We start from the raw sequence: 12,684 nt of genomic DNA, 5'->3' as shown, positions 1-12,684 counted from the left end.
TCGATATGATGGAACTTGTCCTTGGGTTAGCCACATAGCTACTTTATTTTCATCCGCAAATCGTTCAATCATACGATCTGATCGAATGTCTCGAGCGTATGCGAAAAGGACCAACTTAAGTAATAGACATGGGTGATAAGGATATCTTCTCGTCGTGTACTCATCCGTAAAATCCAATGATTCTACAAGTTGGTTAATCTGATATGTCTGATATGCTGGGTGATTTTCTTCAGGTTCATATGCAGTTGGGATATCCAACATTAGCTGATTCATGCTATAATTTTTATACATTGTTTGGTTCAGTCCTTTCGAGGCAGAAACCGTAGACGCTGAGTGGCCACTCAACGTCTTTTTCTTTGCCTTTATTACTACTATTATACGAGAAAACAGGCGCAAACCCTTGATATACATGGGTTTGCGCCTGATTTTATTCAAAATATTCAGCTGAGTTTTGTCCCAGCCTCGTCATTTTTTATGGGTTAATTTTCAAAATCAGCAATTAGCACGCGGTTACTTGCTGCATCATCATTTGGTTTAGCCGCGCCAAATGCGGCTTGCATTGTTCGCAGGTTGGCCGTTTCCACTCCGAAATAATCGCGAATCAAATCTTGCATGAACGCCATTAACGCTGTACCATCCAGTTCCGTTTCACTATGGAGCACCTTTGCCTCATTCCGGTAGACACCAGCATTGCGCAACGCATCAACCTTCACTTCTAACGCGGGCAACCCGCCAACCAAGTGATAGAGGGTATGGTTTTCATAGGTCCACTTGGTCAAATGCACCACATGGCGTAAATCCTGCAGTCCAAATGGCAGCACCAAATCAGCAGCGACACCTGCTAGCACAACCGGCTCACCTGTTAATTTTTGAATGGCCGCCCGTAACTCGGTGGTTGGTAACGTAAAGTGACCATTGTAATCTAACGCAGCTTGTCCCAGTAACAGTTCCGAACGCGTCATAAATCCAATGCGATCAAACTGAGCATCACCCGCCATGGCCGTGGCTAATGCCTGTTTAAACATTTCCGGTGCGCGCCAATCAAAGCGCAAAAATGCCCGGTCCAAGCGAATGTCATCCCCAACCGCATGAAATGGAATTGGGGTATAGCCCATCGTCCCAGGTACACTATCCACCAGTTGTTGCCGCGCTTCTTCAAAGTATTGACTATGATAAATGGCCATTTTTAATCCTCCAGCAATGTCAATAATGTCGCTAAATCCAGTTGACCCGGTGCAGAAGCTGCCCCGAGTGTTGCAAATGTTAATTGTGAGCCATTACGACCACCAATTGTGCGGGTGCGTTGTCCGAGTTCACCCATTGCCATCGTAATCAACAGTTTGCCTTCCGTGGCAAACTGTTGGGTTGTCGCAAGTAGGCGATCAACATCGGCATCAGTTTGCGGCATCGTCGCGACTTTAATCACGTCCGCTGCGGTCATAAGTGCCTGTCCAAACACCTGGTCTAAATTCATCGGTGTATCAGCAAAAAAATGTTGCGAGTTGATAATTGGTACCTGGGCAATGTGGGCATCGGCTACCAAATCGACTACCTGGGTAAATAATTGATGCTCGATATCAATTGCCGCGACACCGGTTTTAATCGCTAACCGGTAGACTAATTCATACAAAGCAATGTCGAATGGGCGTTGGCCGCCCTCGGCCGCAGTACGCCACGTAAAAATAACGGGTTTGTCCGCATTAAATAAAATCGTTTGTACATCAGCGGCTCGCAAGTTTACCAAATCCGTTAAGTAATCTACGCGCCACTCAATCACATCAGCTCGTGACTCGTTGATTTGTTCAACTTGTCCAAGCACCGCCGAAATGGTTGTTCCGGTAACCGGCACCGCAATCAATGGGCGATGTTGTCCAGCCGTAGCCGTACCCAATGTTAATGTCGTCATATGTTAACCCTCAAATGCAATCTGAATCAGACGGGCAATGTCACGCGGCGTTTTCCCATCGGTTTGCACAGTAGTTGTTGCGGCTGCATCATACTTTGGCAACCGACTGCGCCATAATGCGGCCACCTCTAGTAATGTCTTTGTACGCAAAATGGGCCGGGTATCATCATCTGCCAGGCGTTCTAATGTCTGACCAAACGAACCTGATAAATAGTAAACCGGCACGCCAGCTTCGGACAGTAGCTGAATATTGCCAGGTGTTTCGACAATCCCGCCACCGGTCGCAATCACACCACCCTTGTGAATGACATCTTGCAAGACGGTGTATTCTAATTTACGAAAACTTGCTTCGCCAGCCGTCGCAAAAATTTCGCCAGGCGTCTGACCCGTTCGACGAATAATTTCTTTGTCGGTATCAATTAAGGGCAATCCTAGCAATTCAGCCAGCTCACGGCCAACTGTGGTCTTGCCGGCCCCCATAAACCCAATTAAAACTGCTGTTTTCATTCTGCCACAACTCTTTCTAGGTCTGCAAAAAAGCTTGGATACGAGACACTCACTGCCTCCGCCTTCGCTAAAGTGACTTCGCCATCAGTGATTAAGGCTGCAATTGCCAACATCATCCCAATTCGGTGATCGCCACATGAATCAACCGTAGTTGGCTCAGCAACGCGCAATGGCGTCCCACCATGTACCACAAAGCCATCTTCACGAGCTTCAATATTCGCCCCTAATTTATTTAATTGCGTGGTCACCGTTGCAATCCGATCCGTTTCTTTCACGTGCAACTCTTGGGCGCCGGTTATCACCGTGTCACCCAACGCTTGTGTTGCCGCTAAGACTAATAGTGGAATTTCATCGACCGCGGTTGGCACGTCATCCCCGTTAATATGGATACCCTGAAGCCCCTGAGTGGTGACTGTTAAGTCAGCATATGGTTCACCACCATCAGCTACCACATTAGCCATCGTAATCACCGCCCCCATGCGTTGCAATAATCGCAAAATGCCGGTGCGGGTGTCGTTGATACCAACTTTGGTTAAAGTCAATTGGCTATTTGGCACAATTAAACCAGCAATCAGCCAAAAGGCGGCTGATGAAATATCACCGGGCACCTGAATCGTGGTTGCATGAATCTTTGTCGTAGGGTTCACAATAATATCTGGCCCATCGCGAGTGATTATCACCCCAAATTGTTGCAACATGCGCTCAGTATGGTCGCGTGTCGCCAATGGTTCTGTAATCACTGTCTGTCCCTCAGCTTGCAGACCGGCCAAAATCAAAGCACTCTTTACCTGCGCCGAGGCAACCGGTAACCGATAGTGAATCCCCTGTAAGCCTTGGGACGGCACTTTAGTTGCCGGCAAGCGCTGGTTTGTGGCCACATAACGGGCGCCCATCTTCCCTAATGGATCAATAACGCGACCCAGCGGACGAGTACTTAGACTGGCATCCCCACTATACGTAATTGGGAACGGTTGGTTGGCCAACAAGCCCATGAGCAACCGCGTCGAAGTCCCCGAATTACCCATATTTAACGCATGACTGGGCTCCTCTAAAGCTGTCAGCGGGCGTCCATGAACAATGACGTCTTGATTATGCCACTCCGCTTCAACTCCCATATCAGCCATGGCCCCCAAAGTACTGCGCACATCATCTGAATCTAAAATCCCTTTAATATATGTATCACCGTCAGCAATGCTTCCCAGCATGACCGCACGGTGTGAAATACTTTTATCACCAGGCACTTCGAGACGGCCACGTACGCCTTGGACTGCAGTTTGCAATTTTCGGTCTGTCATTTTTCGTCTCCCTTTCTGTCTTTTGTGTTTGTTAACTTAAAAACGCTTAATTTCTTCGCGATAAGCAGCTAGTTGTTCCTGCAAACGGTCCATATTATCGGCATCAAACTTATCCAAAACGGCCTTTGCTAGCTCAATCGCCACCATTGCCTCAGCAATGACAGCCGCTGCAGTTACGGCAGTCGTATCCGAACGTTCAATTGACGCCCGGTGATTCTCATGGGTATCAATATCAACACTTTGCATCGCGCGGTACAAGGTTGGAATCGGCTTCACGACTCCTTTTACCACAATCATTTCACCAGTGGTCATGCCACCTTCAAAGCCACCCAAATTGTTTGAGCCACGATAAAAGCCACGATCAGCATCCCAGTAAATTTCGTCCATAACTTCGCTACCGTACTTTTCGGCATTTTCAAAGCCACCACCAAATTCAACCCCTTTGAACGCATTAATCCCAACTATTGCGCGGGCAATCTTAGCATCAAGTTTCTCGTCAGCTGACACATATGAGCCAAGCCCAACTGGCACACCTGTCACCATCACTTGCACGGTCCCGCCAACCGTATTCGCCTCCCGCTTCGTTTGATCAATCACTTCGCGAATCTTCGCATCCGTGTCAGCGTCTAAGGTACGGGTTGGAAAACTTTCAGTTACTTCGCGTAACTCTTGCAGTGTCCGGTAATTCGTTAACACACTTGTATCTGCTCGGGCTGGTCCAACATTCAAGACAAAGCCGTGCACATCCACACCGATTTCAGCCAATAACTTTTTGACAACAGCCCCAACCGCAACACGCATGACCGTTTCACGCGCTGATGAGCGTTCCAAAACATTCCGCAAATCAGCTTGGTGACGGTACTTCATGCCACCAACCAAATCTGCGTGCCCGGGCCGTGGTCGCATCACCTTGCGCATTGTGTTTTCAGCATCAGCTGGCACGTTAGGGTCCATAATTTTGGTCCAGTGGTTGTGGTCATCATTATGGACATTCAACGCGATTGGCGATCCTAATGTCACCTGATGACGAACACCCGCCATAATGGTCACTTTATCTGTTTCAATCACTTGACGTTGGCCACGACCATAGGCGTGCTGTCGACGTGCCAATTGTTCATCAATATCGGCTTGTGTCAACATTAAACCAGCCGGAATCCCCTCAATAATGGCGACTTCTTCTGGCCCATGACTCTCACCTGCTGTCATATAACGCATAATTGCTACCTGCTTTCTACAAAGGCTGGCATATCAGCTAAGGCTTTCTGAACAATGGTCGGTTGACCAGGAACTGAAATGGCAACGAGCTGAAGCGTACCGGCCGCGTTCTTCTTATCATTTTTTAAGTGGTCATAAAAGGCAGCTTGCCCAATCAAAGGTGATGTTACTGGTAAACCCACGGGTACCAAGCGGTCGCGTAGCAACGCTGTTATGCCCGATTTGGTAATGCCTGCATTTTCAAACCGTTCTGAAATGGCGACCATGCCAACGGCAACCGCTTCACCGTGGCGCAACTCACCATGCGCCATCAGCTCAATCGCATGCCCCAACGTATGGCCGAAGTTCAAATACTTCCGGACGCCACCTTCTTTTTCGTCAGCCACCACAATGTCGCGTTTATACGACACCGACTTCGTGATTAACACCTCTGCCCGTTCCCGAATCGCGTCCACCGTTTTAATCTCACCTGTCAAACGCCAAAAATCGCCACCTGCCAAGGCGCTCGTTTTAACAACTTCAGCGTACCCCTCAACTAAGTCACGATCAGACAACGTTTGCAAAAAATCCGGGTCAATCAGCACCATATCCGGCTGATAGAACGATCCCATGATATTTTTAACAGTTGCCATATTAACGGCCGTTTTACCACCAACACTTGCATCAACCTGCGCGGTTAATGATGTCGCAATTTGAGCGAAGGCAATCCCGCGCATGTACAACGATGCGATGACCCCTGTTAAATCACCCACCACACCACCCCCGAGGGCAACAATGGCATCCTGCCGGGTAAAGCCATCCTCTGCCATTTTACCAACGATTTGTTCAACCATCTGCAATGACTTTGATGTCTCGCTCGCGGGCACTGTTGTCGTGTGAACTGTAAAACCATGCTGAGCCAGAGTAGCACTGACATCAGCTAAATACAAGGGGCCCACGTGCTCGTCTGTCACAATCATCACCTGACGCGGTTGCCAAATTGTGGCAAGTCGTTCACCCACTTCATGACGAACGCCACTAGCAATGACCACATCATAGGCTTTCGAAGCCAGTTCTACATGAATCATCCGAAATTAACCACCTCTCGAATGGCCACCGCTTTTTGAGCCAACTCCGCAAACTGCGTTGGTGTCAACGCCTGGGCTCCATCAACAAATGCAGTCGCAGGATTGTCGTGGATTTCAACCATTAAACCTTGCGCACCTGCGGCCACTGCGGCTAAGCCAACAGACGCCACGTGGTGCGCAACGCCGGCCGCGTGAGATGGATCCGCCAACACGGGATAGTGCGTCAATTCCTGTAGCACTGGGATTGCACTTACATCCATCGTATTACGCGTGTACTTGTTATCGAAAGTTCGGATACCACGTTCGATTAAGATAATCTGATCGTTACCACCAGCCGCAATATATTCCGCGGCGCTCAACAACTCATCAATGGTTGCACTCATACCACGCTTCAATGCAACCGGTTTGTTCTGAGCTCCCAGCGTCTTCAATAAACTAAAGTTCTGCATATTACGGGTACCAACCTGGAAGATATCCGTATATTGGCCAACAATTTCAACATCCCGTGTATCCATAATTTCCGTAATCATATCCATACTGAGGGCATCTGCGGCCGCACGATGCATCCGCAACCCCGCTTCTCCCAACCCCTGGAAACTATAGGGACTCGTTCGTGGTTTGTATGAACCACCACGGAGTAATGTTGCGCCAGCTGCTTGCACCGTTTCACCCATAAGTTGGATATGTTCAGCCGACTCAATTGAATCTGGACCGGCCATCAAGATGAAATTATCACCACCAATTTGCGAATGCGGTGTGGTAATAATAGTATCGGCTGGGTGGAACAAACGGGAACTCTTCAAGGCTGTCGGATGTTTTGTAATCGTTTCAACAACTGCCGTTTCATCAACAAACGGTACTTCCGCCAGTGTCTTCACGGTCGCAAATCCCACACGATTTTCATTCAAAAAAACATGTTCAAGCCCAACTGCAGTGGCTGATGCTAACGTTTTTTGGGCCGCTGCCACATCTTTCATGACGAGAATCATCTTTGCTTGCCTCTCTAATCTTCTTTATTTAATCGCACGTTTCATCACTTGCACATTTGGGAGTTCGCCCCGCCATTGCTCAAAGCTCAATGCACCTTGACCGACTAACATGGCTAACCCATCATCAGCTTGGCGATTTGCGGCCCGAGCTGCCGCCACAAACGGCGTTGGTTCAGGCTTATAGATAATATCAACCACTTGTACATCGGGCTGCGTGTCATAAAATTGCTCAGTTGATAGCACCGAACGATTATCACGCATCCCCACATTCGTCGCATTCACAATCAAATCAGCATAAGGTAGATAAATATCAATCTCATTTAAATCATGCAATTCAACCTGCGCCAAATCTTGAACCTTAGCGGATTTTTCCGCAAAATGTTCGCCCATGCGATTGAACACATGTAAGGTCACTGATTTAGGCGTCGTCGCCATAATGGCACGTGCCGCACCCCCGGTTCCAATTAAAATGACCGAGTCAACCGGATTGCGCAGTGTTCGCCAAAAGCCCATCCCGTCGGTCGAATCACCAATCGTCCGACCATCTTTGACCATAATGGTGTTAACTGACTCCAAGCGGGTTGCTAATGGCGTCACTTCATCCAGATACATCATGATTTGTTGCTTAAAGGGCATGGTCACATTGAACCCTTTGACCCCCGAGGCAACCAAACTCTTAAATGTCGCTGCCAAAGCCATTGGCGCTACTTCAAACGCTTGGTAATTGGCATCGATACCTGCTGCCTCAAAAGCAGCATTGTGCATCGCCGGCGACTTTGAATGGCGCGCCGGATACCCCAGTAGTCCGTATTGATCTGTCACTGTCTTGGCCTCCGACCTTTGGTACTAGCTTACCAAATTTCAGTAGTCTTTAATACCGTATCCGCCTACATAAAAAAGCTGAGATAAACTCAGCTTTTGCTTTAACCTATTCTACTCGTCTTAGAAGAACAAACCAATACCATAGTGGATGGCAATGGTCAGCAGGCCAATCACGACATTTCGATTGATGGCTTTTTTAGTGAACCCATGGCCAATCTTCGCACTTAGAAAACCCGTTAAGGCAACTGCCACAACGGTTGCGGCAATCGTCGCTTCAAACTGCCACTGAACTGGTGAAAAGTACAGTGCCAACAGGGGAAATGCCCCACCAACAGCCGCGCAAATCAACGATGAAATTGCAGCCGACCACGGTCCAACATAGTGCCCTAATTGAACGTCATACTTCGTTGCTAAGATAGTCCTGAGTGGCGCCTTTTCCATCAACTCCGCCACAATCTTATCCGCTGTTGCTTCAGTGACACCACGGTCCAGGTAGAATTCTCGAATATCTGCTGCGACACCAGCCGGATTAACACGTAGTCGTTGGGTCTCCCGGTCAACAACAACCTTTTCCGCATCTGCCTGCGAGCTAACCGAAGCGTACTCACCTGACGCCATCGATAGCGCACAAGCAAACAAATCTGCCAGGCCAGCAATTAAAATTGTGAATTGATGGTTAGTGGCAGCCCCAACTGAGAAGAGCACGCCAACCACCGTTAGAATCCCATCATTCGACCCTAATACGCCGGCACGGATGGCATTCAACCGTTCTTCCATCGTTTGATGTTCTTTTGCTTGCATACCTCAGCCCCCCCTAATGACCAATTAACGACCCAATCAAGTAGGTCACAATCATTGTAAAGATACCAGCCACTACATTCCGGACAGTCGCTCGGCGTTCATTTGCGCCAGACAAGTGTGCGGCCGCGTAACCCGTAAACGCCAACGCAATTAAAACAGCAACCGCCGTTGCTGGTACGCGGACGTGTGGTGGCAGCAACGTAATCGCCAACATCGGCAAGACTGAACCTAGTGGAAAGGCAATCATTGAGGCCACCGCTGCCCCAATCGCCGACACTTCATGATGGAGCGTAAAGCCATGGCGTTCACGAACAGTTGTTCCTAGGGCATCTTTTGCCATCATTTCGTGGGTTGCTTGGGCGGCCAAATCAGTTGAAATGCCTTGATTCATATACTTTTGTTGCACAAACGCAAACTCGGCCGCGTAGTCCGTCTTTAAAGCTTGGGTTTGCGTCTCTTCGGCTTTCACTTGGGCATCATTTTGTGAGTGGACAGACACGTATTCCCCCATCGCCATCGACACCGTGCCCGCGAGTGTCCCCGCAAAACCAGCAATAAAAATAGCAAACGAATTCGTGGTCGCCCCGGCTACTCCAATTACAATCCCTGAAACAGACAAAATACCATCATTTGCCCCCATGACGGCTGCACGAATTAAATTGTTTCGTTGGGCCAGTGTTTGTTTATCTGTCATCTACTCTTCCCCTTGTTCAGAATGTCACTTATAAGTTTACACCACCGCGTAGAATTTGTTCATATGACTTAAAGTAAGGAACACAATTAAAATCCGCCAGTCCTCCGATTTTGAATCGGGAGATTGGCGGCTTTTGAGGCTGAGACAGAGACTGCTGTCCCAGCCTCGCTAGTCAGTGTTTAACATTACTGTTGGGTACGCCGATTAAACGCAGTTAGCACCGGAATACCAATCAGCGGTACTAAGATAGCACCGACAATCATTTCAAAAATACCATTAAAACCAGCGATTGAAATAATTAACCAATTTGCCAAGCCTGAGTTAGGAATACCAGTAAATGACGTATTCATCACTTTGAACCCGATCCAGGTTAGACTCAAAACTAGCGCGGTATTAATGAAAGCCGACAGTGCCCCCAGGCCAACCAACCAGGCTGATTGTTGCGCAATGGGACGTTCCTTTACAAAACGCCAGTAAAGATAACCAATAATGATCCCCACTAGCATGCGGGGTGCGATGGCGGTAATTGGATTACGGAAGATTAGTGCCCCGATACTAGGCACTGAAGTCCAGGCATGCCACAACGAATAAGCTCCCCAGATAAATCCAAGTAGTGCCCCGGTCTTAGGCCCCAAGACCATTGCCCCAATGGCTACCGTAAAGGTAATAATCGTCACGGCTGCCCCGATTGCAAAGGCCCCTAATGGGAGCGTACCTAGCCAAGGTACAATCGACTGCAACAAGATAATGGCAATAAACAACGCCGTCAATACCAAATGACGGCTCGAAGTTTGACGTGTCTTCATGAATTTGTCCTCTATAAAATATGAAAATAACAGAATAATTGCTTACTACAAATTATAAGTGTTCGTTTACGTAATGTCATTACCCACTCACTTTTAAAAAGCAGAACACGACGAATCACGTTCTGCTTAAATGGCTATTTATTTACCGCGACGTTCAGCAAAATATGCCGTCATACGCTTCATGGCTTCTGCCAAATCCTCATCTGACGCTGCGTACGAAATTCGCACATACTCTGGCGTGTATTCTGAAAAAGCATCCCCTGGAATAATCGCAACCTTCGCCTTTTCAGCCAAATCGACTGCAAAGTCAAAACCACTCAACCCCATGTCCACTGGAATTTTTGCGAAAATATAGAACGCCCCTTCCGGGTTCACCACTTCGAAGCCTAATTCTTGTAGTTGTGGCGTCAACCAATCACGACGACGCTTGTATACATCCCGCATTTCATCAGCCACTTCGGCCGCATCGGTCACCGCCACCAAGGCACCATCCTGAAGTACCTTTGGCAACGAGAACGTCAACGCCCCGTGTACCTTTTGGGCTTCATCGATAAATGCCTTTTCACCCAAGATGAACCCAATGCGATAACCGGTCATGGCATGCGACTTAGAAAGTCCCGTAATCAACACTGTTTGATCAGGAATCAAGCTGGCTAATGAAACGTGCGCTTGATCATACGTCAATTGTGAGTAAATTTCATCTGAAATCACCCACAGACGGTGCTTTTTAAAGACCACTGCCAAGTCTCGCAATTCATCTTCTGAATACGTTACCCCAGTTGGATTTGATGGATAGTTAAACAGGATTGCCTTAACCGGCACCTTAGCTTTTTCCATCACTTCGTCAACCTGATCCGGTGTCAGCTTAAAATTAGTTGGGCGCGTATTGATTGAAACCTTCGTACCATGGGCCAAATCGAGCGAGGCAAAATATGGTGGATACGCAGGTTCTGGTACGATAACCCCTTCGTTATTGTTTAATAGTGTTAAGAAAACCACATTAATTGCTTCTGACACACCAATTGTTACAATGATATTGTCTTCACCACTATAGTTCAAATCGTACTTCTTGTTGAAGTACGTAACAGCGGCGTTTCGCAAATCACGTTCACCCTGTGAGTCGGCGTAATGTGAGTTATCTTCTTGAACTGACTGAATGATGCGGGCCTTGATGGCGTCATCAACATTAAAGCCAGGCTCTCCAAACGTTAATCGTACCAAATCCGGAATATCCCGGACAGCAAGTTGGAAATCCAATAAGCCATCTGGTGCCAAATTAGTTACAATTGGATTAAGCGGTTGGATGAAATCTTTTTTAATCATACTAATTATTCTCACATTCTTCCCAAAGTAACTTATATTATAGCAGTAATTGGGTGGAATGCCAGTTGCGATTTTTGAATAAAATGTGAACTTACATGCCCTATCAATACGGAGGAACTACACATGCTAGAATTTACCGGTATTGCAATCGAAACCCCACTGCAAACGTGGCGCTGGGATGATATTCAGGCGATCCCGATTAAAGCGGTTGCTGAACCCCTCGTCTCGCTCAGTTATTTGCCAGAAAAGATGGTCATCAGTCCCCAATATTTCATGCAGCAGTTGCCTGGTGCGAAAGCAGACTTATTCGCCCGTGAAACCGTGCAACGCAAGCTCAACGAAGCAGCCGATTTGCTCCCATATGGTTATAAATTTATCATTTTCGACGCCTGGCGCGACATGGCTACCCAGCAAGCCCTCTTTGATCAAATGCAAGCATTTGTCAAACGTGATCATCCTGATTTTGATGACCATCAGGTGACCCAGGCCGCCTTGCGGATTGTCGCATTACCATCAACAAATCCGGCCAAACCGTCACCACACAATACCGGCGGTTCAATTGATTTATCAATTGTTGATGAGAAAGGCCGACTCTTGCCAATGGGTAGTCCGTTTGACGACATCAGCGAACGGGCCCGGACGGATTATTATGAAAAAGCACTTGACAGCGACGACACCATCACGTATCGCGAAAATCGGCGTCTGCTCTATCATGTGATGACACAAGCCGGCTTCACGAATTATATCGAAGAGTGGTGGCATTTTGACTACGGCAACCAAAACTGGGCCACTGTATCAAAGCGTGACTTTGCCGTTTACGGGGCAACTAATCCTGAGTTTCCTTGGATTTAACGTTCATTTTTATCACAATGTTCGTGCACTAGCATGGCACTCAATCATAATAACTTATTAGTCTAAAAAAAGGCCCCAACACGCCGTCATCACTGCATGTCGGGCCGTTTTTCAGCTCATATTTACTTCACAACAGCTGCAATGTCGGCTAACCAGGCTGACATCGTCTCAAAGACGCCGTTGTCACTTTCTGTAATACCCGTAGGCAAAACTGTTCCCATATAGTGTTGTGCCAACAATTGCGATAACACCAAACCACCGATAACATCTAGAGTGTACGTGTCATTTAGTGTGCGGAACGTCAATACATTGTCCGTATTAAACGCAATGTGGAAACGTGCTCTTATGCTGGATTTACGGACAGATTTTTCTCTGCCCTGTAAACTAATAGCAGAGGAGCATTTTTT

General features: G+C 47.6%; 14 protein-coding genes and 1 pseudogene. 1 reads left to right on the top strand and 14 read right to left on the bottom strand.

The features are described from left to right. From EST42_RS06255 to EST42_RS06195, 13 genes are all read right to left on the bottom strand, one after another. On the bottom strand, positions 1–273 hold a 273-nt coding region (locus EST42_RS06255), incomplete at its 3' end, for a transposase (protein ID WP_245150419.1). 206 nt (positions 274–479) lie between these two features. Further along, positions 480–1,184 carry a hypothetical protein gene (locus EST42_RS06250; RefSeq protein WP_134644690.1) on the bottom strand — a complete coding sequence of 235 codons (705 nt, stop codon included), beginning with the start codon at positions 1,182–1,184 and terminating at the stop codon, positions 480–482. A 2-nt stretch (positions 1,185–1,186) separates the two neighbouring features. Beyond that, complete coding sequence (gene aroD / locus EST42_RS06245; protein ID WP_134644689.1) at positions 1,187–1,906, bottom strand: type I 3-dehydroquinate dehydratase; 720 nt, start codon at positions 1,904–1,906, stop codon at positions 1,187–1,189. 3 nt (positions 1,907–1,909) lie between these two features. Continuing rightward, complete coding sequence (locus EST42_RS06240) at positions 1,910–2,413, bottom strand: shikimate kinase (RefSeq protein ID WP_134644688.1); 504 nt, start codon at positions 2,411–2,413, stop codon at positions 1,910–1,912. Next, positions 2,410–3,708 carry a 3-phosphoshikimate 1-carboxyvinyltransferase gene (aroA, locus tag EST42_RS06235; RefSeq protein WP_134644687.1) on the bottom strand — a complete coding sequence of 433 codons (1,299 nt, stop codon included), beginning with the start codon at positions 3,706–3,708 and terminating at the stop codon, positions 2,410–2,412. Before aroA ends, EST42_RS06240 begins: the two co-directional genes overlap by 4 nt. A 36-nt stretch (positions 3,709–3,744) precedes the next feature. Further along, a complete protein-coding gene (aroC, locus tag EST42_RS06230) occupies positions 3,745–4,923 on the bottom strand; it encodes a chorismate synthase (RefSeq protein WP_134644686.1) in 1,179 nt (392 codons plus the stop codon). A gap of 5 nt (positions 4,924–4,928) precedes the next feature. Beyond that, positions 4,929–5,990, bottom strand: coding sequence for a 3-dehydroquinate synthase (aroB, locus tag EST42_RS06225; protein ID WP_134644685.1), 1,062 nt, complete (start codon positions 5,988–5,990; stop codon positions 4,929–4,931). Further along, positions 5,987–6,979 (bottom strand): 3-deoxy-7-phosphoheptulonate synthase, encoded by a 993-nt coding sequence (gene aroF / locus EST42_RS06220; RefSeq protein ID WP_134644684.1) that lies wholly within the window; start codon positions 6,977–6,979, stop codon positions 5,987–5,989. The genes aroB and aroF overlap by 4 nt, the downstream gene beginning before the upstream one ends. 24 nt (positions 6,980–7,003) lie before the next feature. Then, positions 7,004–7,801, bottom strand: coding sequence for a shikimate dehydrogenase (gene aroE, locus EST42_RS06215; RefSeq protein WP_134644683.1), 798 nt, complete (start codon positions 7,799–7,801; stop codon positions 7,004–7,006). A gap of 120 nt (positions 7,802–7,921) precedes the next feature. After that, on the bottom strand, positions 7,922–8,602 hold the full coding sequence (locus tag EST42_RS06210; protein WP_134644682.1) for a VIT1/CCC1 transporter family protein: 681 nt from the start codon (positions 8,600–8,602) through the stop codon (positions 7,922–7,924). A 13-nt stretch (positions 8,603–8,615) separates the two neighbouring features. Then, a complete protein-coding gene (locus EST42_RS06205; RefSeq protein ID WP_134644681.1) occupies positions 8,616–9,296 on the bottom strand; it encodes a VIT1/CCC1 transporter family protein in 681 nt (226 codons plus the stop codon). A 185-nt stretch (positions 9,297–9,481) separates the two neighbouring features. Next, positions 9,482–10,102, bottom strand: a complete 621-nt coding sequence (locus EST42_RS06200) for an ECF transporter S component (RefSeq protein WP_134644680.1) — start codon at positions 10,100–10,102, stop codon at positions 9,482–9,484. 138 nt (positions 10,103–10,240) lie between these two features. Further along, on the bottom strand, positions 10,241–11,425 hold the full coding sequence (locus EST42_RS06195; RefSeq protein ID WP_134644679.1) for an aminotransferase class I/II-fold pyridoxal phosphate-dependent enzyme: 1,185 nt from the start codon (positions 11,423–11,425) through the stop codon (positions 10,241–10,243). A gap of 123 nt (positions 11,426–11,548) precedes the next feature. On the opposite strand from EST42_RS06195, the gene EST42_RS06190 reads away from it, so the two are divergent. After that, positions 11,549–12,277, top strand: coding sequence for a M15 family metallopeptidase (locus EST42_RS06190; protein WP_134644678.1), 729 nt, complete (start codon positions 11,549–11,551; stop codon positions 12,275–12,277). A 122-nt stretch (positions 12,278–12,399) separates the two neighbouring features. Here EST42_RS06190 and EST42_RS06185 read toward each other — a convergent pair. After that, positions 12,400–12,684, bottom strand: a pseudogene (locus EST42_RS06185) (hypothetical protein); the annotation flags it as partial.

The sequence above is a fragment of the Weissella cibaria genome (assembly GCF_004521965.1).
Lineage (GTDB): Bacteria > Bacillota > Bacilli > Lactobacillales > Lactobacillaceae > Weissella > Weissella cibaria_A.
The sequence above is the reverse complement of the archived record's forward strand: the minus strand, read 5'-3'. Positions and strand labels throughout refer to the sequence as shown.

Bases quoted from the DNA above. Each gene is read 5' to 3' on its own strand.
- EST42_RS06210 (WP_134644682.1), bottom strand. From the start codon at position 8,602: ATGCAAGCAAAAGAACATCAAACGATGGAAGAACGGTTGAATGCCATC.
- EST42_RS06195 (WP_134644679.1), bottom strand. From the start codon at position 11,425: ATGATTAAAAAAGATTTCATCCAACCGCTTAATCCAATTGTAACTAAT.
- EST42_RS06240 (WP_134644688.1), bottom strand. From the start codon at position 2,413: ATGAAAACAGCAGTTTTAATTGGGTTTATGGGGGCCGGCAAGACCACA.
- aroA (WP_134644687.1), bottom strand. From the start codon at position 3,708: ATGACAGACCGAAAATTGCAAACTGCAGTCCAAGGCGTACGTGGCCGT.
- EST42_RS06250 (WP_134644690.1), bottom strand. From the start codon at position 1,184: ATGGCCATTTATCATAGTCAATACTTTGAAGAAGCGCGGCAACAACTG.
- aroC (WP_134644686.1), bottom strand. From the start codon at position 4,923: ATGCGTTATATGACAGCAGGTGAGAGTCATGGGCCAGAAGAAGTCGCC.
- aroF (WP_134644684.1), bottom strand. From the start codon at position 6,979: ATGATTCTCGTCATGAAAGATGTGGCAGCGGCCCAAAAAACGTTAGCA.
- EST42_RS06190 (WP_134644678.1), top strand. From the start codon at position 11,549: ATGCTAGAATTTACCGGTATTGCAATCGAAACCCCACTGCAAACGTGG.
- aroD (WP_134644689.1), bottom strand. From the start codon at position 1,906: ATGACGACATTAACATTGGGTACGGCTACGGCTGGACAACATCGCCCA.
- EST42_RS06200 (WP_134644680.1), bottom strand. From the start codon at position 10,102: ATGAAGACACGTCAAACTTCGAGCCGTCATTTGGTATTGACGGCGTTG.
- aroB (WP_134644685.1), bottom strand. From the start codon at position 5,990: ATGATTCATGTAGAACTGGCTTCGAAAGCCTATGATGTGGTCATTGCT.
- EST42_RS06205 (WP_134644681.1), bottom strand. From the start codon at position 9,296: ATGACAGATAAACAAACACTGGCCCAACGAAACAATTTAATTCGTGCA.